We start from the raw sequence: 22,479 nt of genomic DNA on the forward strand, positions 1-22,479 counted from the left end.
TTTTTTGATATTTGTTACATACTAATTTATAGCAGCATTAATAATAGCAATTGCATTTTCTATATCCATATATGATCCAATTACAACCACATCCAGATGCAGAAAATATCACGGTTAATTGTGCTGTTATTACCGTCAGCGATACCCGCACACCAGAAACAGATAAAAGTGGAAAATTAATACAGGAAATATTATTAACCGCTAATCATCTAATTGCAGATTATCAAATTATCAAAGATGAACCAGAGCAAATCCAAGCATATATAGAAAGTATCAGTAAAAACACTAATGTAGATGTAATTATTTTTAATGGTGGTACAGGAATTGCACCGAGAGATACCACCTATGATGCGATCGCCAAATTGTTAGAAAAGACTTTACCTGGATTTGGTGAGTTATTTCGCCTTTTAAGTTATCAAGAAATTGGTTCACGTGCGATCGCATCTCGCGCTGTAGCTGGTATTTATCAAAATAAAATCATATTTTCTCTTCCCGGTTCTAGTAACGCCGTGCGATTGGGGATGGAAAAACTTATCTTACCAGAATTGGTGCATTTAGTAAAACAGTTAACAGGCGATAGATAGCCCCTTCAAGGGTTATAGCGGTATGCACTTGAATGAGATACACAATTAACGTCAAAAATCCATACACTAAAAGACTTTCAACTCGTTCCCCGTTCCCTGCTATAAAATTTATAGAGCCTGAAGCAAACTCTCAAAAATGAAACCTAAAAATCCATGAGTGAAAAAATTCAATGGACTGCTGAGGCCGAAGCTAAACTCAAAGACATTCCCTTTTTTGTCCGTCCTTTTGCTCGCAAAAAGATTGAAACTTATGCTCAAGATCATAATTTATCTTTGATCACAATTGAGATTTATGAACAGGTTAAACAACAGTTCAATAAAAAATATGACTAACTGATTAAATGCAGGAATAAACATAAAAAACCCCCTAATTTACAGGGGGTTAATGATTTTATTTTCGTTTTATTTGCGTTGATATGCTAAAGTTTCTAGAATTTAATCATTGTCAAGCAGATGGTAGCTAAAATCGCGGCGATAATATAGAAGACCGAAACTACTTGCAATTCTGACCAGCCAGTTAATTCTAAGTGATGGTGTAAAGGAGCCATTTTAAATAGACGCTTACCTTTACCATCTGGGCCTTTGGTGGCTTTGTAATAACTCACTTGCGCCATTACAGACAGGGTTTCTACAAAGAAGATACCGCTCAAAATAAACAGGGCTACTAAGCTATTAGTTAGCAGTGCAACAGCAGCTAAAGCACCACCCAAGGCGAGAGAACCTGTATCTCCCATGAAAACACGGGCTGGGTTGCGGTTATGGGCTAAAAATCCTAAGCAACTACCACTCATGGCTGCACAGAATATCATCAGGTCAGGTGAAGTTGGTGCAATAAAAGCGCCTAATGCGAAAATAGCGATCGCAACCGTTCCCCCTGCTAACCCATCAATCCCATCTGTTAAATTAGTAGCATTACTTTCTGCGACCAACACAAAACCAGCTAAAGGCCAAAAGAGTAATCCTAAAGGGAGGGTAAAACTAACCCAAGGTAAGGCGATATTTGTTATACTAAAATCTCGATTCAACATCATCCACAGACAGAAACCAGTCGCAAACAGGATCTGCAAAGCCAGTTTCATCTTCGGAGATATACCTTTATTTGATTTCCGACGCAAAATTTGCCAATCGTCTATCCAGCCAATTAAACCATAGCTGAGTGTTAAAACAGAAACAGCAACTACGTCTTGAGAAAAGTTAGACAACACACAGGCAACTACCACAGCTACAGGTATGAAAAAAATACCCCCCATGGTAGGAGTACCAGCTTTTTTCAAATGTGCTTGAGGTCCATCTTCTCGAATAATCTGCCCTGTTTTCAATGCTTGTAATAGGGGGATGACAAAATTACCAGCAGCCGCAGCACCCACAGCACACAGTAAAAACGGCATGGTGAGGGAACTCGGATACCAGGGTAATCTATGCCCCAGCCAATCTAAAATTAATGCAGTTACAGTCAACGAAAGGGCTAACAAAGAAGCCAACCCAATACCAGAAATGTTCAAACCTTGATTAGGAGATAGTTTAGCGTCCACAAAAAATTTCCCTTCACTCCACACTTAAAAATAAAAACGGCAAAAAGAGACTGTTGATGTTGATCAAACTAAGTCCCCAAGCCTCTTCTGACTATTCCTCATCTATAGCGATATCATTATCATCATCATAATCAATGTCGCCAATTCCATCTTCTCCACCAAGGAAATCTGATATTTCTTCTTCTTGTTCGGAAAATGCCGATTCATGAGCTTCACGCGCTATGAGACGACCGCTAGATTGCAACCAGTCCAACATTGAGGACTCTTGCTTCACGGGAATTACTGTAGCTCGCTGGTTTCGGGGTTGCTCACGTAGAGGAGAATTTAACATATCAACGATGTACGAACAGGTTTTTGTAACTAGACATTAAGAGTCTATCATTTGATACGGGATAATTTAGTTAATGATTCAACTCTTTGATTTAGAAATCCGAATTAAACAAAAAAATTAATTTAATTGGCCTATAGTAAACCGCCAGTCATTCTTAGTAGATTGCATGGCTGTATACACAGAACATTAATTAAGATTGTTAATTCTGATTTTATATTTATATTTTGAGGTAGAAGGCCATGATGACAAAATCTGCTCTGTTAGAAGCAATTGCTGGTACAAATCGCGGTTTGCTGGCAACTGAAACCCAAAAACAGGTGATCCTCACTGCGATCGCAGGTTTAGAAGATTTTAACCCTACACCGCGCCCTTTAGAAGCCACACACTTACTAGAAGGTGATTGGCGACTACTATACACTACCAGCAAAGCTTTGTTAAACCTAGATCGTTTTCCCTTTTATAAACTTGGTCAGATTTACCAATCTATTCGGGTAGAAACTACCAGTGTTTATAACATAGCTGAAATCTATGGACTACCTTCTTTAGAAGGATTAGTCAGCGTAGCTGCTAAATTTGAACCAGTCTCTGAGCGTCGAGTCCAAGTAAAATTCCAACGTTCTATTATTGGCTTACAAAAGCTAGTTGGCTACAAATCGCCAGCAGATTTTATCCAACAAATTGAATCCGGTCAGAAATTCACAGCCATTGACTTTCCCATCAAAAGCGATCGACAAGGATGGTTAGATATTACCTATATAGATAGCGATCTACGGATTGGCAGGGGTAACGAGGGAAGCGTGTTCGTCTTGAGCAAGTCATAAGTTTTAGTATTTCGCAAGAAGTATTTGCGAACGACCTTATTCTATTATGAGTCCTTTGTCAAGTAGGGAATGATACTTTTATGGGGGAATCGGGACTGGGGTGTAGGGTGTAGAGGTGATTGATTCTGGTTTCCCTTTTCAAGGGGTTAAGTAGGATAAATAATCACAGATGCTATTGTCTGTGATAGGTTTCTATTTCTGCAATGGGTAAAGTATCTTCTATATACTGGCGTACAAATCTGCTAAAGCTGAAAAATCTGCTCAACATTTAAATTCAATTCTGGAAATGTTGGCAATTTTAAGGTTTCATTGCCCCGGAATTGAGTAACTTGATATTCTCCATCTACTAATTCATAAACAGAAATAGTCGGTTGTTTAGGATTACCAATGAAATTTCTTCCACCCAAAGCTAAATAATCAAAAACCCAATATTCTGGAATACCTAACTCTTCATAGTCTCCCAATTTCCTAAAATAATCATCACGCCAGTTTGTGCTGACCACTTCAATAATTAATTTAACTGAATTTCCTTGTGTGATGACTGATTCAGCTTCCCATCTTGGTTCATTCACAAGGGCTGCTTCATCTAAAACTATCACATCTGGCTCATATCCAGATTTTCCGTCTCTAGATTTGATGATACATTCTCTAGGTATAAAGAAGGGTAATTGCGATCGCTGAATTTCTACAAATAGCTTACCAGAGATCAATCCTGCTAGTTTAGAATGCTTACCTTTTGGTTTTGGCATTTCGGCAATTACTCCATCATGCAATTCATAACGGTGTTCTGTATTTTCTGGATACCAGGCAATAAATTCGTCAAATGTGACTTCTTTCTGTAGAGTTTGAATCATTGTTGCTGTTTCTCCCCAGATTGACAATGTTTGCTCTGATGCTTGCTGCCAGACATTTATTACCTAGAATAACATTTTCACCTCTACACCATTTACCGAATCTGGGGAATGGGGAAAGGCATCAAACACTACTTCTTTTTTTCTTTGCACCTCTACGGCTTTGGGTGAGATACAAAAGATGTAGTTCATTTACTAATTGTTGGGTTGGGACTGTTGATGCTAACCCCGGTTTTTTTTGATTGATTTCTAGTCGAACCATCAAATAGGAAAAAAATTGCTGCTTAATTGTAAATTTTTGTAAAATTGATGTCTTCAAGACTAGAAACCTGATATTCAGACAGCTAAACTAACAAAAAGTGCATCTGTACTGCTCATTATAAAAATTGTAGATATGGCGCTATAGCCTGAATGATACCAGTTCAACTTATCCTTAAAAACTTCCTTAGTTACCGTGATGCAACTTTAGATTTTGGCGGTTTGCATACGGCTTGTATTTGTGGTTCTAATGGTGCGGGTAAATCTTCTCTTCTGGAAGCTATCACTTGGGCTATTTGGGGTCAAAGCCGTGCCAGTGTTGAAGATGATGTGATATATTCTGGCGCAAAAGAAGTCAGAGTTGATTTTACTTTCTACAATAACCAACAAACTTATCGCGTAATTCGTACTCGCGCACGGGGTGCCACTAGCATCCTAGAATTTCAAATTGAAACTCCGGCTGGTTTTCGTCCCCTAACTGGTAAAGGGATGCGAGCAACGCAGGATGTGATCATACAACATATCAAGCTTGATTACGAAACTTTTATTAATTCTGCTTACTTGCGTCAAGGACGAGCAGATGAATTCATGCTCAAGCGTCCTACGGAAAGGAAGGAAATTTTAGCGGAGTTGTTAAAACTTAATCAATATGATCTATTAGAAGAACGAGCTAAGGACAGTTCTAAACAGTATAAAGGACGGGCGGAAGAGTTAGAGCGTTCTTTGGATAATATCAAGGTTCAACTCCAACAACAGGAAACAACGAAAGCGCAAAGAATGGAGTTAGAATCTCAACTGAATGGTCTTCAACAGCAGCAAGCTTTTGATAATATTCAATTACAAAGTTTGCAGGTTGTCCAACATCAACGCCAAAACTGGGAACAACAATTGAATTTTGTCAGGCAACAATATCAAAATCTTAGCCAAGATTGCGATCGCTTGCACCAAGAACAGTTAGCCGTTAAATCCCAATTAGCAGATTTAGAAGTCATTTTAAATCAAGAAGACGAAATTACAGCCGGATACGCTCTATATCAAAGTCTGCAATCCCAAGAGGAAGCTTTTGCTGCTAAATTTGAACAACATACCCGTGCTACCAGCTTTCGACAACAACAACAACAACAGCTTACTAAACAAGTTCAAGCAATTGAACGTCAATTCCAACAAGCTCAAGCTCAATTAGAAGCTTTAGAACAACAAGAGCGAGAAATTCAACAAACTCTCACCAAATCGTCGGAAGTAGAAACCGCTTTAGCTCAATTAGCTGAGGCTCGTAAGCATCTCAATTATTTGGATCAGTTGCAAATGCAAGTGAATCCTTTATTACAACAACGGTTAAGTTTACAAAGTCAATTAGATCGCACTCATGCTAGTTTAGTGGCACGCTTGGAACAACTGCAAGCCACAGAAACCCAACTCCAAAATCAACATCGTCGTCAACCGCAACTCCAACAAGCGGTACTGGACGTGGGTATACAAATTGAAGAACTGGAGAAAAAGCGGGTTTATTTACAGCGGGTACAGGAAAAAGGACAGGAACGCCGGCACTTTATTGAACGTTTACAAGCCCACCAACGAGACTACGAGAAAATACTGGGAGAATTAGAGCAAAAATTACAAATGCTTCAAAATCCCAATGCTTTGTGTCCTTTGTGTGAACGTCCTCTAGATGAGCATCATTGGAGTCGGGTTATACAAAAAACTCAACTAGAGTATGAAGATACCCAAGGACAATTTTGGGTAGTGCGGGAACAAATGGCGGTTTCAGACCGAGAAATTCAGGTACTTAGACAAGAATATCGAGAAATTTCTCAACAATTAGCTGGTTATGACGCTTTGCGTGAACAAAGGGGACAATTAGCCGCACAGTTGCAAGCAACGACAGATGTTCAAGAACAATTACGACAAATTGCGCTAGAACGAGAACATTTAGAACGTTCTCTGCAAGGTGATTATGCTCCTGATAAACAAGCAGAACTCCAGCAGTTAGATGAGTATCTGCAACAATTGAATTACAACGAACAAGACCATGCTTTAGCTAGAAGTGAAGTAGAGCGTTGGCGATGGGCGGAAATTAAACAAGCACAAATTAAAGAAGCTACTAAAAAACAAGCTCAGTTAGCAGCCAGAAAACCAGAATTACAAGCTAGTATTGAGGAGTTTCAGGTCAAAATTCAGTTAGAACAAACTGATTCAGATACAGCTAAACAAATAGAAGCTTTAACTCAGGAAATTAAAGAGCTTAATTACAGTTCAGAACAACACAATAAGTTGCGTCAAGCTGTACGTGAGTCACAATCTTGGCAGTTACGTTATCAACAGTTTTTGTCGGCTCAACAACAGTATCCTCAACTTGAGACAAGATTACAAGATTTGGCAAATTCTCACCAGAGTAGATTAGCAGATCAGCAAAAATTTGCTACTCAAATTGACAGCATTGTGGAGCAATTAAAAGCCACAGCGAATCCAACGGAGCAAATTAATAGTTTAGAACAGCAAATAGCGATTCGTCGCCGGGAACTTGATGAAAAAATCGCTAATTTGGGGCGTGTAGAGCAACTATTACATCAATTAGAAACGTTGCAGACTCAGTATGTGCAAGAACAGGAACAATTAAAATATTGTCAGCAGCAACAGCGTGTTTATCAGGAATTAACGCAAGCTTTTGGTAAAAATGGTATCCAAGCGTTGATGATTGAAAATGTGTTACCACAGTTGGAAGCTGAGACAAATCAACTACTTTCGCGGTTAAGTGCTAATCAATTGCACGTACAATTTGTTACTCAGAGGGCGGGACGAAGTGGAAAGTCTACTAGGAAAAATGCTAAGTTGATTGATACTTTGGATATCTTAATTGCTGATGCGAGGGGAACGCGGGCTTACGAAACTTATTCTGGGGGGGAAGCGTTTAGAATTAATTTTGCGATTCGGTTAGCATTAGCGAAATTATTGGCTCAACGTGCCGGTGCAGCGTTACAACTTTTGATTGTAGATGAAGGCTTTGGGACACAGGATAATGAAGGGTGCGATCGCTTGATTGCGGCGATTAATGCGATCGCTAGTGATTTCGCCTGTATACTCACTGTAACTCATATCCCCCACCTTAAAGAAGCTTTCCAAGCCCGGATTGAAGTTAATAAAACTCAACAAGGTTCACAGATATCTCTATCAATTTAATTGCTAATTAGTAACAGCCTTACTTCATCAAATCTTTATATAAGTGACCATTATTTGGTGTGTCAATATACGCGAAACCATAATTCCACTATATCTATGTGCTAATGTAACATTTTTGTAATATATTTTTTACATGAAGAGAACATAAAATTAGTTTATTTAACCGTATAAATAGCTAATTTATAAAAAGTTCTGCACAAATAATATCAATGTTGAATATTCAATTATTCAAGAAAGCAACTCTGACAGCCAGTATTGTCGGTATAGTTGGTTTATCTAGCCTGATGGATACTCAAGTATCTTCAGCAGCAACAATAACTATACCTTTAAGTATAAATACGTTTACACTGCAAGGAAACACCAGCATCCAAACAGCCCCTCCAGATAATCAATTTAACTTCTTTCAATCTGATTACATTTTCATCAATGGATCTGGATTAGCCACTTCTCAACCATCCCCTTTTCTTCCCATCAAATCAAAACAAACATTTTTACACTTTGACTATGTATTCTCCCAGAACACCAATTCTATACTTGAGTTGTACCTCAACAACGTTACAACAGGTATTTCTACTTTAGTAGAGTCGTTAAACACTTCTGTTGGTAGTAGTGCTGACATCAATCTCACTAACTTATTTATAACTCCAGGAGAGTACAGCATTACTCATCAGCTTTCTGGAGGGGGTTATGCAGGTTTTAATAACTTTGCTTTAAAGATATCTGTGGCTGAACCTACTACTACGTTAGGGTTAATAGTATTCGGTATTAGTGCATTTACTCTGAAACGCAAAAGTAAACTTAGTGTAGGTTTGTTATCTAACTAAGTATGTATAAATTTTTCTTGTTAAGATAGAGCAGAAGCCAGTCTTATTATATGCAGGGATTGAATGCTGTAATTTGTAGAGTTCCTTTATGCCTACGGTATACCAAATGAACCCTTTAACTTATAAGTGGTTCATTTTTTTGATCACTGCGTCAGTCTTAGATGATATTTAAATATATCTTTCAGTAATTACAAGTATTCGGTATAGTAGCTTCTTCATATCTTGACATTAGAGAAGTTTATTAGTGATAATACTGAAGGCAGGTTTTTAAATTACCCTTCCTTATCTGAAAAGGTTTACAGTTGAGAAAATTGTGCTTTTGAACCAGATCAGGATACGAAAACTGTGATTAGTTTTACGACTACTACGTCGTTACCCTATTTTCAGATGAGTACAAACAAATTGAAAAAAGGTTCAGGGGTTGATCCGTTAAAAACCTTGAATGCACGGATTTATCCACTCAAGCCTATATTTTAAGAGTTTATAAAGAATATAAAGAATATAAAAAGGCTCAAAAATATACTAGGAACTTTATTAATTAACTTCTTCATGTTTTGACTTAATTTAGACTTATGTAAACATGAACATAACATATTATTAAAATAATTTGCTAGTTAAAAGTGCAACTTTGCACAACTAGGCTAAAAAAGTAGAATTCAAGGAGTACAGGGAAAATTCCAGGGAAAACGCATCATTTTCATAATTTACAGTTATCACCCTAAAACTGGGTTATTACTTAATTTTTTTAATTTATTGATGCTGAAATAGGGTATAAATAAGGTGGATTAATTCATTATGCAAAATCACAAATATAACCAGACGAACATCAGCCGCACTCTACTAGAGCAAAAATAATATGATGATTTTGATGATTGGGGTAATCACCGGCGTAGGAATTCAATTGATTTCTTTATCTATTTGGAATTTTTTGGTCACTAAATTTAGTAAAAACCAACCAAAAAATCAGGAAAATGATAATTTAAATTTCACAGAATCAGAAGAATATTTGTCAATAAAATTAGAAAAAGAAATATCTGAATGCCAACGGATACAAACCGAATTAGAAAAAATAATGCTTTTGCAAAAAGCAACTTTAGAATCTGCTACAGATGCCATTTTAATAGTAGATAGTCTAGATAAAATTGTAGGATTTAATAAAAAATTTTTGGAAATGTGGGGTATACCCGAATTAATAATCACATCAGGTAATTATAAACAAGTATTGAGAATTGCTATCAAAAAACTAGATAATCCTAGACATTATTTATCACTTCTTAGAAAATTAAAACAGAATCCAGATATTCAAATTAGTGATAACATTCTTTTTAAAGATGGACGAATATTTAGTCCTTATTATCAACAGCAATATAGGGATAAAAAAAATATTGGTCAAGTTTTGATTTTTCGGGATATTACTGCTGAAAAGTTAGCTTCAAGTACAATTCATTATCAAGCTTTACATGATCTTTTAACTAATTTACCAAATAGAGTATTATTTAAAAACTTATTGATTGATGCTTTGACAAAAGTCAGTCATAATCATAGCTTGGGTGTATGTTTTTTAGACTTAGACCGGTTCAAAAAAATTAACGATAGTCTAGGTCATAGTATTGGTGATAAATTATTACAAATGGTTGCCCAATGTATCAAACAATCTCTGCGTTCAGATGATATAGTTGCTCGGTGGGGAGGGGATGAGTTCATTATTCTGCTGCCAGAAATTAGTGAAATGCATGACATTGATGTCATTCAAAAACGCATATTTGCTGCGTTTAAACAAGGATTTAAGATAGATAATTATCACTTAAATATTAGTCCTAGTATTGGAATTGCTTTGTACCCCCAACACGGAGAAGACGGAGAAACATTAATTAAAAATGCTGAAGCAGCATTATCTCGTGTGAAATTACAAGGACGTAATAGCTATCAAGTTTATCACGCAGCTATCAATTCTCAAGCTACAGAATTGTTCATTTTAGAAAATAGCTTACACAATGCCTTAGAACGCCAAGAATTTAAAGTTTACTATCAACCGCAAGTAAATAGTTCTACGGGTGAAATTACTAAAATGGAAGCTCTGCTGCGTTGGCAACATCCAGAATTAGGTTTAATTCCACCAGCTACTTTTATTCCTATTGCGGAAGAAACTGGGTTAATTTTACCAATTTCTGAATGGGTCTTAAAAACTGCTTGTTTGCAAAACAAAACTTGGCAACAAAAACTAAATTTATCATCTTTATCAGTGGCTGTCAATCTTTCAGCCAGACAATTTCAGCAACCTAACTTAGTTGGTATGGTAGAACAGGTACTATCAGAAACTAAATTAGCTCACAGGTATTTAGAGCTAGAAATTACTGAAACTGTAGCTATGCAAGATGTGGAATTGACTCAAAAGATTTTAAAAGAATTAGATGAAATAGGAGTTACTATATCAATAGATGATTTTGGTACAGGATATTCTTCTCTAAGTTATTTAAAAGATTTTCCTATTCACTCCTTAAAAATAGATCAGTCTTTTGTGCGGGATTTAGCTAATAAGGATCATCAGACGGCAATTACAACAGCGATTATTTCCTTGGCACATGGACTTAATTTATCAGTAGTTGCGGAAGGGGTAGAAACTGAAGAACAACTAAATGCACTGCGAATTCTGCAATGTGAAATTATGCAAGGGTATTTTTTTAGTCACCCTCTTTCTGCGGAAGAAGCTACAAGAATGTTGACAGCATATCAACCCCATAGCCTCAAAAACTCATATTTAGTGGCATAAAATCCGAAGCTATAGCTGGATTGGATGAGAAGCCCACACTCTATGCAAACATCAGTGTGGGAGTATGTCATACAAGAGAGTGTCAATCAACTCGTTTAGTATTACCTGCTTTTACCCAACCTTCTTTATCAGTACCTTCAATACGAATTTTTTGCCAATTTTTATCTGGGCTTTCTTCTAAAATAATCACTTTTTGATTAGCACCAACCCCACCTATACTTTGAGCATCCAAGGTTGGTTGATCTCGCATACTTAAGCCTTGTGACCAAGTGACAATGCCTTGGTAGGCTCCTGGTGGTAATGAATCAGGTGATTCAGTGGGTGTGGGAGTAGGACTGGGTGTGGGAGTGGAACTGGGAGTAGACTTCGGTGTGGATGTGGCTTTTACTTGAGTAACTTTTGGTTTGTCTGGTTTGGTTTGGGGATTATCGTTAGCAAATGTAGGTCTTGCCGGGGGTATGGCGGTACGATTGACAAAATAAAGAGCTATTGTTAGTCCACTACCTAATAAAACTGCGATCGCTAATAAAAAACCCAGTATAAGTTTAAGCAAGCCAGAAAGCATATTTATATCCTTTAGTAATTGGTAATTGGTGATTGGTAAATTTTTAACTGTCACCTGTCAACTGTCAACTGTCACCTATCAACTGTCCCTTTTTTAATCAATAGTCCATAGTAAATGATCATTAAACGATGAACTATTGATCAAGTAATTTTGACTAAATTATGATTACATTTGGCGTTGAATGCGTTCACTCAAAGGACTATGCTTTGAAGCCAAACGCGCTCTCCCCGCAGCAGCCCATTCTTGCAGTTTCTGAATTTGTTCTACCGCAGTTCGCGCTAAAGGTATGATTTGACTGGCGGCTTCTAAAATATCATCAGTGGTAAAGTCACGATTTTGGCTAAATCCGATGTGCATTGCTTCAATTAAGGTTTGTTCAATTTCAGCACCGGAAAAATCAGGTGTTTCGTAAGCTAATCTGTCAATTTCATAGCTGTTCAAGTTATGGGGACGCAATCGGGATAAATGGACGTTAAAAATTGCTTTTCTCTCTTCTTGAGTAGGTAAACCAACAAAGAAAATTTCATCAAAACGCCCTTTACGCAACATTTCTGGCGGTAAGGCTTGGATATCATTAGCGGTAGAAACAACAAATACAGGGGAAGTTTTTTCTGCTAACCAGGTGATAAATGTTCCAAATACCCGGCTAGTTGTTCCCGCATCACCTTTACTACCCAACCCAGAAAAGGCTTTATCAATTTCATCAATCCATAAAACGCATGGTGCAAGGGCTTCTGCGACTTGAATCATTTGCCTAGTGCGGGATTCTGATTCACCGACTAAACCGCCAAATAACCGCCCTACATCTAAGCGTAACAGGGGTAAATGCCAATGATGGGCGATCGCTTTTGCTGTTAAAGATTTACCAGTTCCCTGAATACCCACCAACATTAAACCACGGGGGTGCGGTAATCCGTACTGTCGCGCTCGTTCTGTGAATGAACCACCCCGACGAATCAGCCAATCTTTGAGGTTATCAAGTCCCCCTATATCAGAAATCTGCTCAGTGGCTGGGTAAAAGTCCAGGATTTGGGTTTGACGGATAGTTTGGCGTTTTTCCTCCAAAACTAAATCAACGTCCTCTGGTTGTAATTGTCCGTGGGATGCGATCGCTCTCGCTAAAACTCGGCGTATCCGTTCCATAGATAAACCTTGACAAGAACGCACCAAGTCATCGAGAAATTTACCAGATGGAGAGTTACCAGTGGCTTGTAATAACCGTTCCACCTCGGTTTTAATTTCCGGTGCGGCTGGTAAGGGAAATTCAATCACCGTCAACACTTCCGTTAAATCGTCAGGAATAGCGATACGTGGCGATAATAAAACAATATTTTTCGGTTGAGATTTGAGGAGTCGGGCTAAATTGCGGAGTTTGCGAGAAATAGCCACATCATCTAAAAAACGGTGATAATCCCGGAGAATCAACACTGCTGGGGCTGAAGCTGGTAATTTTTCGATAAATTCCAATGCTTGTAACGGGTTGCGTTTTCCAAACCCCGCATCATTGGGGTTTCCTTGATAACCATCAACAAAATCCCATGTATAAACGGGGCGATTTCCTTGGTTGGTGGCTTCTTCGCGGATAGCAACTTCTACCCGTTCTTCTTCGTAGGTGGGTATATAAATCAGCGGGTAGCGGGCGCGGAGGAGGAGTTTAAATTCGTCGCGGAAGTTCATGATGTAGTTGTTTGGTGATTTTTGTTCTTTTCTTATTTTTAAGGTAATGAACCGCGAAGGCGCGAAGGACGCGAAGGAAGAGGAGAGCGATCGCTGAATATCTAGCTTTTGGTCAAAATCTAGACAAGAATAGGATAACTAGTTATATTAATCACTTGTGAGACTTATGAAAAACAGGAAATCATTTTGACTACATTTGCTAGTTACAAAGCAACAGCATCTCAGTGGATTACTATATTTGATTCTCCTTTCTATCCAGATTCTTTGGATGAGGCGAAAATTCTTTATGAGAATGTGTTATTGCGTTTTATTGAAGTTGTAGAACAAGCTCAAAGTTCTGCAAATTTACTGGAGATTATCACAAAAGAGCCTGATCCTTTACGAATTCAATTACTCAGAGTTTTTCGCAGATACGTTTCTCCCGATACATCTGTAGAAATGACCAAGAAGAAAAGCAAAATACCTGATATTATTAAAGATTTTGGTTATAGATTTCGTCCCCTAGAACAAGTTAAACAAAATTTAAAGAGTCGTCCTGTACCTGATGAAACTCTCATGGCAATACTTTTAGAACAAAGTACAAGAGGACAAAAAGGTTATGACTTAACAGAAAGTTTTTTCTTATGGTTTAACAAAACATTTAGTAAGGATTATTTAATTCGTGGTCCTGTTCGTGCTGGAAGAGATGTAATGCTAAATGAAGTATTAGATAATTGGCAACATAAAACTCCTGCGGATCTTTTAATATCTCGCTTAGATGGTACTCCATTAGTAGTTGGATTTGCTCGTTATGATTCTGACAGAGGAGGTTCTCAAGAAGATGATAGAACAGGTGGAAATCGAGATAAAATCACAGAAATACTGAATTATGCTCAAGCTTATAATTTACCATTAAAAGTCTTAATTCTCAATGATGGACCTGGCTTACTTCTCGGCTCTATGTGGGATGATTACTCTAACCTTGAACAATATGGACAAGGTCAAGTTATGGTTTGTACTTTAAAAATGTTAGATGATAGATTTACAAAAAGTTGGCTAGAGAGTTAAGCTTGCTATTCCAATCTTTGATAGTTTCTTCAGGAATTAATTCTAAATTTGGTGATTCTTCAATATAAAAATCTAAGCCTGTTTGCAAAATTCTATTGACTTCAATTAAGCTAATTTGTTTATATTGATTGTTAGCAGTTTTACCATTAACAAAGTCACCCATTGCTTCACTACCATTCGCTAAACGTTTAATGATTGTATCAATCGACAATGCAGAATTATCAATACCTATCCATTTTCTCCCTAATTCTTCAGACACAGCTAAAGTAGTTCCGCTCCCTGCAAAAGCATCTAAAACTATATCGCCAGGATTAGATGAAGCCATGATTATGCGTTTCATTAAAGCTGCATTTTTTTCTGTTGGATAACCAGTAATTTTAATATTTTGATTGTGTGCATCTTTAAAATCCAGCCAAATATCTTGAATAGAAATACCCTGACTATTATCTAAATATACTTTTCTTCTAGGATTACCATTTGCAGACCAATATATTTCCCCCCTTGCATCCATTTCATCTAAAGTTTCTGGTGTATATTGCCAATGTTTACCGGGAGGTGGTAACATACCCCTCCAGGGTTGACCGGTTGCTCCTTTTCTTTCTCCTGGAGCATGGATAGGAACTTTTTTATATAGTCTTCCTGTCTCTTCTTCTACATATTGATATTCTTTTTTAATAGCCTCTTCTGTCCAAGTTTCAAAAGGTTGATTCCAAATATAATTATCTGTTTTGGTATAGAAAATAATATAATCAGAAATATTACCATATTGTTTGCGGGTGTAGTTTTTAGGGTTGCATTTTTTTCTAGTGATCCAATTACGAAAATTTTTAACTCCAAAAATTTCATCCATGATAATTTTCACAGCAAAAGCCATGTTTTCATCTAAATGAACATAAATAGAACCTGTTTCTGATAAGAGTTCTCTGATTAAAATCAAACGTTGGCGCAAAAATTCTAAATATTCTCCACCTTCCATGTGATCATGATAAGCATGATTTCTATTACGAGATTCAAAACTGCTACCTGTTGAGTATGGTGGATCAATGTATACTAGGTTAACTTTTCCGTTAACATTCTCATCATCCAATAATGTGCTAAGAACGTTTAGGTTATCGCCATATATGAGTTTATTTCTATGTTTTCCTACAACACTGATTATATGATTTAAGTTAGCTGGGTGAATTTTAAATATATCTTCTATAGGAAGTTTCCCTTCATATTCAATACGGAATGAAGTTGTATTTTTTTGGTAATTACGTCCGTTTTTACTAGGTATTCCTGTTGCCATTTTATTTTGCATTTTCAATTGTATATAATTATATTATATAAATCAGGCAAAATATAGTGATATTACCCAATAAAATACATAAAAAATATGACAATCCCTACAACCTTGACTTTAGCTACTGGTTTGGCTTCAGATATGAAAGAGGTTAAAAGTGACATTCGGCAAATAAAGTCAGATATCAGAAATTTAGAATCGAGTATAGATGAAATTTTGCGTTTATTGCGTAGTCAACAAAATTAAATCCGCCTGGAAATCAATTCCCAGTCTCATAGCGGAAGTCCGTTTTAACGGACTAAATAATTAGACTCAATAATTCAATATTTTCTCAGTCGTCTTGAAACGACTTTTGCTATTAGCCTGAGATTTCAATCTCAGGCGGATGTAGGCGATAGTCGATAATTATGGTTGTCGGTGCGATCGATCTTCACAATTAAGCATCTTTGCAATTTCTTCAGCAAGTCCAGACAAGAACCCAGGTTTGTTTTCAACTAGCCATTTTGTAAGTTCGTAAGAATGTTTGGGTTTTCTAAACTTAATTTTTCTTTGAGAAAGATTTGAGAAAAGTTGCTCAAGAATATTAGAAGCATGAACTTTATATAGCCATTCTTCTTCTGAAAGTCCTTCTTCTTGCTGTTTCTTATCTAGCCATTCCTCAACATCAACTTTGGTAATATTTGATAGTGGTTCTTGTCGAGATTGATTTTCTTCATTAAAAACTGCTGCTATCGCTTCTGGATCAAGTAGATAATTTTCATACATTCGCCGTGACAAAAATTCAACAGGTTTTTTACTTCTCTCTTGCCAGATTTTTTTCTCTTCTTCTGATTTACCCTCAGAATCAAATAAGAAACCAATAGCAGGAGGAAATAAGTTGCTTCCTTCACTCAATTTTTTATAAATATCAAATACAAGATTAGCCTTTGTCCCTTCAAAGTCACCAGTCTGCTGAACTGCAAGAATTTTAATACCCCTCAACTGCTTATCTAATATTTTCTCAAGTATCAGTGGATAGCACTTTTCTTCAGTTTCTCCTTCAACCCACAAAATACTATCAGCACCAAAAACATCAGATAATCTAATTCCCAGTTCATTTAAAATTTCTTTTTGTAAATCTATATCTTTTGCATCTATAACTGATGCAGTTGTTTCACAATCTTGATATTGCAACTTGATAATATTAGAAGGATCTGCCGTTGTGATAATATCTGGTGAATGAGTAGCTATAAAATATTGATGCTGCGGAAATTGTTTAATAGTCTCTATCAGTTTCTTCGCTGCACCTGGATGTAAAAATGATTGTGGTTCATCAATTATTATCGTTCTCGATTCGTGAATAGAAGAAACTAGAATATATACAATTGCTAAAACTTGACTAACTCCACTTCCACATGAAGAAAGGGGAAGTGATAAATCATCTCTGTTAAGTTGAGTATCTAGCGTCCAAACTATAATTTCAACCTCTGAATTATCTCTGGGTAGTGCAGAAATCCACTTAATTTCAGGCAAAATACTTGAAACTAATTTATTTAATTGGCTAAACACCCCTGGATTTTTACCTTGCAATATACATATTACTTCAGCCAGATTAGAAGCATCTGATTTTAGTTGATTATTATTTTCAAATTTGCAACTACCAATATTTAGACGTTCAGCTTTAAATTTATAAATACGACTTACCAATATATTGAATTTATAAATAAATGTATCAATGTTATTGCTGAATAATTTCATCTTTTGTGATATATCCCTGGTTTCATATGTATAATGGCTAATCACTTCTGTCGTATTACGAACTACTTCATTTATTTTATAATCAAATTTGAGGCTTAATTTTATTTCTAAATAATCCTGATATACTGACACTTCGATTAAAGATAAGTCTGGATTTTCTTCAAATACTTTTTTTATAGCAAGATAATTATCTTCATCTGAAGCTATATAAAAAGTAATTTCTATTTTTGATTCTTCTTTTATCCCAGAAATATTATTGGGCAATGTCCTTAAACTTCTATCAGGATATTTTTCAAAATCCAAAATTCTATGCGGCTGATTTTCAAAATCCAAAGTCAGCACCTCAAGTAAAGATGTTTTACCTGCATTATTTTTGCCAACAATAATATTAATACCTGGCGTAAATTCCATTACCCCAGAGTCAAAATAAGATTTATAGTTAAATACTTGCAACTTCTTGATATACATCTTGTGTCATTTATTTACTCAGCCAATCCTATTATTAGCGATTGTACTTAATTTGCCAAGTAAAATTAATGAAACAATGAAACCCGGCTTCGCTAAGAAACCAGGTTTCTGGGTAAACGCCATATATTAACTTACTCAACTACTGCATAGGTAGTAAAACTTACAGTCAATAATTGATATGACTTAAGATTCTGGAAGTTGTTTTTTCAAGCTTTGCAAAGCAGACCAACGATTATCAATAATCTGTTCAGAACTACTAGCAACTTTATCCAAAATACCTGGACATTTGCGATCGCACAATTGCCGCTGAGGAATAGCTAAACACATCTGCTCATACAGCCATTCACTAGGATAAAAATAACCATCAGGTGGTACAGTTTCCACTAAATCTTCTATAGCCACTTCCATTTCTAAAGGCAAGTGTTCCGTTTGATTAGCTTTTTCATCTAACCAAATAATTTCTTTAGTATTAACAGCCAAGCGTTGATTATATTGCTGCAAACAGCGGTTACAGGTACAAGTAATAATTGTTTCTGCCTGACCGGAAACTTCTAAATAATTACCCTGATGCTGCACGCGGATAGTTCCACGCACCGGGGTTAAAGTTTCCAGACCGGGCAGAGACTCATTAACTTGAATTTCCTCTATTCGCTCCGGGGCTTTGGTTAGCTGCGGAATAAAAATAGCGTCCATTATGATTTGTGAGATATCCTCACGCAAAATTATGGTTGATAATCAGCAAAATTGCTGTTACTACATCTTTGATTTTAGCTCTAATAGCCAGGATCTGTTGGTGGTTCAGTAGCAGGACGAACTACCAAATTACGATGGGGTTCTTTACCTCGACTGAAGGTTTCTAAATCAGGAAATTCCTTCAAAAAGTTGTGAACTTGTCGCCGTTCTGCCGAACTAAGGGATCTAATTTCCACTTCCCGTCCAGAAAAACGCACTTCTTGAGCCGCTGTTTTTGCTAAAGCACTAATTTCTGCTTGTCGTCTGACACGGTAGCCATTCAACTCAACAGTATAAGATGTATGATCCTGTTCTGGTTGATGCAAATTCAGCACCGAATTTGCTAGATACTGCATTGCATCCAACACAGTACCACCAGTACCAATCAACATCCTGATTTGTTCTGGCATCAAATTCGTTTCATCAATTGTCAACCAGTAGCTATCCGGTTCTTGAGAGTCTACCCCAATAGCTGGAGCAGCCTCCAAATTCCCCTTCACATTAGTGGAGATGCCAGCAAGTTGCAGCAATTGTGTTAACCATTCTTCACCACGCTGCATGGAAATGTCACTCATAATCAGCCTGTAGCCTTTTTCTTAGAACTTTTTGGCTCAAAGGGCAAAGTTTTAGCTTCTGCGGTTGCTGCTTCTTTTTCCTTCTCCTGGATAGCCACCAACTTTTGCAACTCCTCCGGTAGAGGTTCGCGGGAAAGAATGTAGGTTTGCAGGGTTTGGAAAATGTTGCCAATCACCATGTACATCAGCACACCAGCTGGCAGTGGGAAAAACAAAAACATCCCCGAAAAGATGACAGGGGTAATTTTGTTAACCGTATCCTGCTGAGGATTTCCACCGCTGGAATTCTGCCCAGAAAGCATTTGGCTGACGTAAAGACTAATGCCAAAGAAGACAATCATCGCCACAATATCCCAGTGGATTGTGCCATCAGGATCTTGTGCGCCTACCCTACCTAAAGCATCAATGAACAGAAATCCTTTGTCTGCTGCCAGTCCGGGAATTGTACCTTGTATGGTAACGTCTCCGGGTTGTAAGGCTTCTAAATTGCCTTCAGCATCAATTTTGACCCTTTCTTCGCCTTTGGTAATTTTCCACTCAGGGGTTAACTTAGTTTCTGGATGTGCTGCTAAGAGCAAATCAAACGGTTTACCCTCTACTGTCTGATATTGAATCTTAGTTTTTTCTCCCACAGTCAATTTGTTACCACTGGGAAGAATAGCAGTAATTTTTGTGTGTTCTCCATCAGCAATATAAATATTTTGTGGGGGAGTTGCAAAAGCTTGGGGCTGAATTTGTTCGATTTGTTCAGCTGGGAAAACTTGCAAGTTAACGGAGTAGTTAACTCCTGCAAATGGTGAACCCCGCAAAGTCGCAAACAGTGCTAGTAAGACAGGCATCTGTAATAGCAGAGGCAAACATCCAGCTAAGGGGTTGCCAAATTCTTTTTGGACATTGACCATTTCCTCTTGCTGCTTTTGCGGGTCGTCTTTATAACGCTCTTTGATTTCTGCCATCCGCTTTTGCATCACAGGCTGGACAACCCGCATTCTTCGCATACTGCGAATCGAGCCAGCACTCAGGGGATAGAGCGCAAAGCGGATTATCAATGTCAAGGCAACGATCGCCAATCCATAGCTAGGGAAAAAACCATAGAAGAAGTCTATGATTGGTAGCATCACGTTGTTCGAGAGAAATCCGATACCAAAATCCATTATTCTGAATCCAACCTGAGGTACTGTAAATTGAACTGAATCTAATTTATCTAAATCTTGATTTATTAGCGATTATCCTTCGCTACGGATAGCCGCACAGGGAAGAAAGCAGGGGGAGCAGAGGAGCAGGGGGAGCAGGGGGGAAATTTTTTCTTATTCTTCTGAACTCCTGAACTCCTGATAGCGTTCACGTAGTGTGCCGAAGGCATAGCGTGGCGTTAGCCATACTCCTGACTCCTGAATCCTGAACTCCTGACTCCTGAACTCCTGCTGTATTTTCCCAGCTAGATTGGTCTTGATATACACCGTCTATTAATGACTACTTGTTAGCAGCAGTATATTGGGGATTCTTAGCAGCCACCTTATCGTTAATGTAGTCATAAACTTCCCGAAAGTTGGGAACTGCCCGCATTTCTAAACGAGTGCCGTTTCTGAGTGTAACTACCATATCTCCCCATAAGCCAACACCACGGGGTATTTTGACGACTTTGACGATTTCTGAGTAAATTACGTCAGTGCGATCGCGTCCCATCCAACCACCCATGACGGCAATTCGGCGATCAGTGATGCGGAAACGTAACCACAAAGCTCTGACTATTGCACCAATGGTCAATGGTAAACCAACTAAGGTTAACCCAATTAATAAATTGAGAATTAAATCCCCAATATGGGGGCCACCTTCATAATAAATTTCTTCACGAATACCCATTTATGACCTCAGCTTTTGCCAACAACTGCTCTAATTCTTGCAGAAATTGTTGGCTTACGCACTCAGATTCTGCTGCCTTTGGCTTCACAATTACGACTAGCCGCCATCCTGGTAGTAATTTAGGCATTAATTGATACAAAGCGGTGGCAATTTGCCGTTTAATGCGGTTGCGAACTACTGCTCTTTTACTGACTTTGGTGCTAATAGAAATACCAATTTTAGTTGTGGCTAAATTTTCACAGTTAGTTGGTTGTGTTTTGGCATGGGCAGCATCCATAGAAGGTTGTTTTGCACCCAACGGTTTTAAAGCTCTCAAAGTGAAATGAGAGCTATGACACCGAATTCCTTCTCGGAAAACTGCCTGAAAATCCCTACGGGATTTTAGTCTATATGCTTTGGGCAAAGGCACAACGGCTGTATTTTGATGAATTTACCCTAAACGCTCAGACGATGACGACCTTTTCTTCTTCTGGCGCTAATCACGTTTCTACCGTCTGGTGTCCGCATTCTGGCACGAAACCCAGAGGTTCTTTTTCTCTTACGACAAGTGCCGCCCAATGTCCTTTGCATACCGTTCTCCTTTTAGACGATTTTTATAAAAAGTCACAATCTGTAATCTTACCACTTTTCAGGCAATCTCAACATATTTCTGGATAGAGTTCCTGGGAATTGGGGTCTAGGAACTGGGGGAGAAAAATTAATTAGGGCTTGCGGAAAAAGTCTTTCCGTTAGAGCTAGGAGTCAGGAGTCAGGAGTCAGGAGGATAAGAAGAAAATATTTCCCCCCTCTCCCCTCTCCCCTCTCCCCTGCTCCCCTGCTCCCCTGCTCCCCTGCTCCCCCATCTCCCCTATTCCCTGTTCTCTTCTTAAGAAATACTGATAATCCAAGAACCAAGGTAACGAAGTAGTGGTACATCTCCAGGGGAGAGAACTTGGCAGTTGAAATAAAAAATTCCCCCAAAGGTGGGATTCTGTACGTTAGATAGAACTACCTCCACGTTGCTACCTGCTGGTACTGGTTCTTGGGGAAATATTTCAATTACCCGTCCTTCTTGATCCCATTTCACTTCACTCAGTGGCACGCTTTTACCTTTGACTTTGACTTCGACTTTTTTGGTGTCAAAGCTGCCTTTGTAATATTTGGGGTAAGTAATGGCGAATTGAGCCACTGCCAATTTCATTTTTTTGGCAGGTAGTCTGAGTATATATCTGTCGGTCGAAGCGGTTTGTCCGCCAAAATCTAAGCGGAAGGGTAGCTGATTTTCTGATTTAACACCACTGAACAATGTTAAGCCGGGTAAGCTTTGTGCCAAAGTTGTAGCCGGAAGACTCGTCAACAAACAACCAGTAACAGCCAAAGCAGAAAGTAAACGTCGCATAGTTAGG

23 protein-coding genes are annotated in these 22,479 nt (G+C 37.9%); 8 read left to right on the forward strand and 15 right to left on the reverse strand.

Annotation, left to right across the window (positions count from 1 at the left end; genetic code table 11):
- Positions 1 to 71: 71 nt before the first annotated feature.
- Both ACLLO5_RS09175 and ACLLO5_RS09180 read left to right on the forward strand, forming a co-directional pair.
- A complete protein-coding gene (locus tag ACLLO5_RS09175; RefSeq protein WP_413175149.1) occupies positions 72 to 584 on the forward strand; it encodes a MogA/MoaB family molybdenum cofactor biosynthesis protein in 513 nt (170 codons plus the stop codon).
- 153 nt (positions 585 to 737) lie between these two features.
- The gene (locus ACLLO5_RS09180) at positions 738 to 917 is read left to right on the forward strand and encodes a PCP reductase family protein (protein ID WP_413175150.1); all 180 of its coding nucleotides are present in this window, start codon (positions 738 to 740) and stop codon (positions 915 to 917) included.
- 95 nt (positions 918 to 1,012) lie between these two features.
- On the opposite strand, the gene mraY is transcribed toward ACLLO5_RS09180, so the two are convergent.
- A complete protein-coding gene (gene mraY, locus ACLLO5_RS09185; protein WP_413175151.1) occupies positions 1,013 to 2,116 on the reverse strand; it encodes a phospho-N-acetylmuramoyl-pentapeptide-transferase in 1,104 nt (367 codons plus the stop codon).
- A 91-nt stretch (positions 2,117 to 2,207) separates the two neighbouring features.
- The gene (locus ACLLO5_RS09190) at positions 2,208 to 2,447 is read right to left on the reverse strand and encodes a DUF3134 domain-containing protein (RefSeq protein ID WP_413175152.1); all 240 of its coding nucleotides are present in this window, start codon (positions 2,445 to 2,447) and stop codon (positions 2,208 to 2,210) included.
- Between the two features lie 239 nt (positions 2,448 to 2,686).
- On the opposite strand from ACLLO5_RS09190, the gene ACLLO5_RS09195 reads away from it, so the two are divergent.
- Positions 2,687 to 3,268: a PAP/fibrillin family protein gene (locus ACLLO5_RS09195; RefSeq protein WP_413175153.1), complete on the forward strand. Its 582-nt coding sequence runs from the start codon at positions 2,687 to 2,689 to the stop codon at positions 3,266 to 3,268.
- Positions 3,269 to 3,510: 242 nt separating this feature from the next.
- Here ACLLO5_RS09195 and ACLLO5_RS09200 read toward each other — a convergent pair whose 3' ends face one another.
- Complete coding sequence (locus ACLLO5_RS09200) at positions 3,511 to 4,122, reverse strand: Uma2 family endonuclease (protein WP_413175154.1); 612 nt, start codon at positions 4,120 to 4,122, stop codon at positions 3,511 to 3,513.
- 63 nt (positions 4,123 to 4,185) lie between these two features.
- Positions 4,186 to 4,311 (reverse strand): hypothetical protein, encoded by a 126-nt coding sequence (locus ACLLO5_RS09205; RefSeq protein ID WP_413175155.1) that lies wholly within the window; start codon positions 4,309 to 4,311, stop codon positions 4,186 to 4,188.
- 219 nt (positions 4,312 to 4,530) lie between these two features.
- Between ACLLO5_RS09205 and sbcC the strand changes: the two genes are divergently transcribed.
- From sbcC to ACLLO5_RS09220, 3 genes are all read left to right on the forward strand, one after another.
- Entirely contained in the window at positions 4,531 to 7,554 is a 3,024-nt protein-coding gene (gene sbcC, locus ACLLO5_RS09210) for an exonuclease subunit SbcC (protein WP_413175156.1), read from the forward strand.
- A gap of 209 nt (positions 7,555 to 7,763) precedes the next feature.
- Positions 7,764 to 8,378, forward strand: a complete 615-nt coding sequence (locus ACLLO5_RS09215) for a hypothetical protein (protein ID WP_413175157.1) — start codon at positions 7,764 to 7,766, stop codon at positions 8,376 to 8,378.
- Positions 8,379 to 9,234: 856 nt separating this feature from the next.
- Positions 9,235 to 11,148, forward strand: coding sequence for an EAL domain-containing protein (locus ACLLO5_RS09220; protein WP_413175158.1), 1,914 nt, complete (start codon positions 9,235 to 9,237; stop codon positions 11,146 to 11,148).
- A gap of 82 nt (positions 11,149 to 11,230) precedes the next feature.
- Here ACLLO5_RS09220 and ACLLO5_RS09225 read toward each other — a convergent pair whose 3' ends face one another.
- Together ACLLO5_RS09225 and ACLLO5_RS09230 are read right to left on the reverse strand one after the other, a co-directional pair.
- Positions 11,231 to 11,713: an SH3 domain-containing protein gene (locus tag ACLLO5_RS09225; protein ID WP_413176045.1), complete on the reverse strand. Its 483-nt coding sequence runs from the start codon at positions 11,711 to 11,713 to the stop codon at positions 11,231 to 11,233.
- 165 nt (positions 11,714 to 11,878) lie between these two features.
- Positions 11,879 to 13,390 (reverse strand): AAA family ATPase, encoded by a 1,512-nt coding sequence (locus ACLLO5_RS09230; protein ID WP_413175159.1) that lies wholly within the window; start codon positions 13,388 to 13,390, stop codon positions 11,879 to 11,881.
- Between the two features lie 186 nt (positions 13,391 to 13,576).
- Here ACLLO5_RS09230 and ACLLO5_RS09235 point away from each other — a divergent pair, with 186 nt between their 5' ends.
- The gene (locus ACLLO5_RS09235; RefSeq protein ID WP_413175160.1) at positions 13,577 to 14,437 is read left to right on the forward strand and encodes a hypothetical protein; all 861 of its coding nucleotides are present in this window, start codon (positions 13,577 to 13,579) and stop codon (positions 14,435 to 14,437) included.
- On the opposite strand, the gene ACLLO5_RS09240 is transcribed toward ACLLO5_RS09235, so the two are convergent.
- Positions 14,412 to 15,737, reverse strand: coding sequence for a site-specific DNA-methyltransferase (locus tag ACLLO5_RS09240; RefSeq protein ID WP_413175161.1), 1,326 nt, complete (start codon positions 15,735 to 15,737; stop codon positions 14,412 to 14,414). The genes ACLLO5_RS09235 and ACLLO5_RS09240 overlap by 26 nt on opposite strands.
- A 75-nt stretch (positions 15,738 to 15,812) precedes the next feature.
- Here ACLLO5_RS09240 and ACLLO5_RS09245 point away from each other — a divergent pair, with 75 nt between their 5' ends.
- The gene (locus ACLLO5_RS09245; RefSeq protein WP_413175162.1) at positions 15,813 to 15,965 is read left to right on the forward strand and encodes a hypothetical protein; all 153 of its coding nucleotides are present in this window, start codon (positions 15,813 to 15,815) and stop codon (positions 15,963 to 15,965) included.
- Between the two features lie 159 nt (positions 15,966 to 16,124).
- Here ACLLO5_RS09245 and ACLLO5_RS09250 read toward each other — a convergent pair whose 3' ends face one another.
- The 8 genes from ACLLO5_RS09250 to ACLLO5_RS09285 form a co-directional block, all read right to left on the reverse strand.
- Positions 16,125 to 17,924, reverse strand: coding sequence for an AAA family ATPase (locus tag ACLLO5_RS09250; protein WP_413175163.1), 1,800 nt, complete (start codon positions 17,922 to 17,924; stop codon positions 16,125 to 16,127).
- A gap of 183 nt (positions 17,925 to 18,107) precedes the next feature.
- Positions 18,108 to 18,617, reverse strand: a complete 510-nt coding sequence (locus ACLLO5_RS09255) for a YceD family protein (protein ID WP_413175164.1) — start codon at positions 18,615 to 18,617, stop codon at positions 18,108 to 18,110.
- A gap of 80 nt (positions 18,618 to 18,697) precedes the next feature.
- Positions 18,698 to 19,231 carry a protein jag gene (locus ACLLO5_RS09260; RefSeq protein ID WP_413175165.1) on the reverse strand — a complete coding sequence of 178 codons (534 nt, stop codon included), beginning with the start codon at positions 19,229 to 19,231 and terminating at the stop codon, positions 18,698 to 18,700.
- A gap of 2 nt (positions 19,232 to 19,233) precedes the next feature.
- The gene (gene yidC, locus ACLLO5_RS09265) at positions 19,234 to 20,385 is read right to left on the reverse strand and encodes a membrane protein insertase YidC (protein ID WP_413175166.1); all 1,152 of its coding nucleotides are present in this window, start codon (positions 20,383 to 20,385) and stop codon (positions 19,234 to 19,236) included.
- Between the two features lie 319 nt (positions 20,386 to 20,704).
- Positions 20,705 to 21,094 carry a PH domain-containing protein gene (locus ACLLO5_RS09270; RefSeq protein WP_413175167.1) on the reverse strand — a complete coding sequence of 130 codons (390 nt, stop codon included), beginning with the start codon at positions 21,092 to 21,094 and terminating at the stop codon, positions 20,705 to 20,707.
- On the reverse strand, positions 21,081 to 21,503 hold the full coding sequence (gene rnpA / locus ACLLO5_RS09275) for a ribonuclease P protein component (protein WP_413175168.1): 423 nt from the start codon (positions 21,501 to 21,503) through the stop codon (positions 21,081 to 21,083). The genes ACLLO5_RS09270 and rnpA overlap by 14 nt, the downstream gene beginning before the upstream one ends.
- 26 nt (positions 21,504 to 21,529) lie before the next feature.
- Positions 21,530 to 21,664, reverse strand: a complete 135-nt coding sequence (gene rpmH / locus ACLLO5_RS09280) for a 50S ribosomal protein L34 (RefSeq protein ID WP_015209090.1) — start codon at positions 21,662 to 21,664, stop codon at positions 21,530 to 21,532.
- A gap of 295 nt (positions 21,665 to 21,959) precedes the next feature.
- Positions 21,960 to 22,472, reverse strand: a complete 513-nt coding sequence (locus ACLLO5_RS09285) for a DUF2808 domain-containing protein (RefSeq protein WP_413175169.1) — start codon at positions 22,470 to 22,472, stop codon at positions 21,960 to 21,962.
- Between the last annotated feature and the right edge of the window lie 7 nt (positions 22,473 to 22,479).

The sequence above is a fragment of the Anabaena azotica SJ-1 genome (genome assembly GCF_047275885.1).
Lineage (GTDB): Bacteria > Cyanobacteriota > Cyanobacteriia > Cyanobacteriales > Nostocaceae > Trichormus_B > Trichormus_B azotica_A.

Coding starts and splice junctions, on each gene's coding strand:
- ACLLO5_RS09175 (WP_413175149.1), top strand. CDS start 72: ATGATCCAATTACAACCACATCCAGATGCAGAAAATATCACGGTTAAT.
- ACLLO5_RS09180 (WP_413175150.1), top strand. CDS start 738: ATGAGTGAAAAAATTCAATGGACTGCTGAGGCCGAAGCTAAACTCAAA.
- ACLLO5_RS09190 (WP_413175152.1), bottom strand. CDS start 2,447: ATGTTAAATTCTCCTCTACGTGAGCAACCCCGAAACCAGCGAGCTACA.
- ACLLO5_RS09195 (WP_413175153.1), top strand. CDS start 2,687: ATGATGACAAAATCTGCTCTGTTAGAAGCAATTGCTGGTACAAATCGC.
- ACLLO5_RS09200 (WP_413175154.1), bottom strand. CDS start 4,122: ATGATTCAAACTCTACAGAAAGAAGTCACATTTGACGAATTTATTGCC.
- ACLLO5_RS09205 (WP_413175155.1), bottom strand. CDS start 4,311: ATGAACTACATCTTTTGTATCTCACCCAAAGCCGTAGAGGTGCAAAGA.
- sbcC (WP_413175156.1), top strand. CDS start 4,531: ATGATACCAGTTCAACTTATCCTTAAAAACTTCCTTAGTTACCGTGAT.
- ACLLO5_RS09215 (WP_413175157.1), top strand. CDS start 7,764: ATGTTGAATATTCAATTATTCAAGAAAGCAACTCTGACAGCCAGTATT.
- ACLLO5_RS09220 (WP_413175158.1), top strand. CDS start 9,235: ATGATGATTTTGATGATTGGGGTAATCACCGGCGTAGGAATTCAATTG.
- ACLLO5_RS09225 (WP_413176045.1), bottom strand. CDS start 11,713: ATGCTTTCTGGCTTGCTTAAACTTATACTGGGTTTTTTATTAGCGATC.
- ACLLO5_RS09230 (WP_413175159.1), bottom strand. CDS start 13,390: ATGAACTTCCGCGACGAATTTAAACTCCTCCTCCGCGCCCGCTACCCG.
- ACLLO5_RS09240 (WP_413175161.1), bottom strand. CDS start 15,737: ATGCAAAATAAAATGGCAACAGGAATACCTAGTAAAAACGGACGTAAT.
- ACLLO5_RS09245 (WP_413175162.1), top strand. CDS start 15,813: ATGACAATCCCTACAACCTTGACTTTAGCTACTGGTTTGGCTTCAGAT.
- ACLLO5_RS09250 (WP_413175163.1), bottom strand. CDS start 17,924: ATGTATATCAAGAAGTTGCAAGTATTTAACTATAAATCTTATTTTGAC.
- ACLLO5_RS09255 (WP_413175164.1), bottom strand. CDS start 18,617: ATGGACGCTATTTTTATTCCGCAGCTAACCAAAGCCCCGGAGCGAATA.
- ACLLO5_RS09260 (WP_413175165.1), bottom strand. CDS start 19,231: ATGAGTGACATTTCCATGCAGCGTGGTGAAGAATGGTTAACACAATTG.
- yidC (WP_413175166.1), bottom strand. CDS start 20,385: ATGGATTTTGGTATCGGATTTCTCTCGAACAACGTGATGCTACCAATC.
- ACLLO5_RS09270 (WP_413175167.1), bottom strand. CDS start 21,094: ATGGGTATTCGTGAAGAAATTTATTATGAAGGTGGCCCCCATATTGGG.
- rpmH (WP_015209090.1), bottom strand. CDS start 21,664: ATGCAAAGGACATTGGGCGGCACTTGTCGTAAGAGAAAAAGAACCTCT.
- ACLLO5_RS09285 (WP_413175169.1), bottom strand. CDS start 22,472: ATGCGACGTTTACTTTCTGCTTTGGCTGTTACTGGTTGTTTGTTGACG.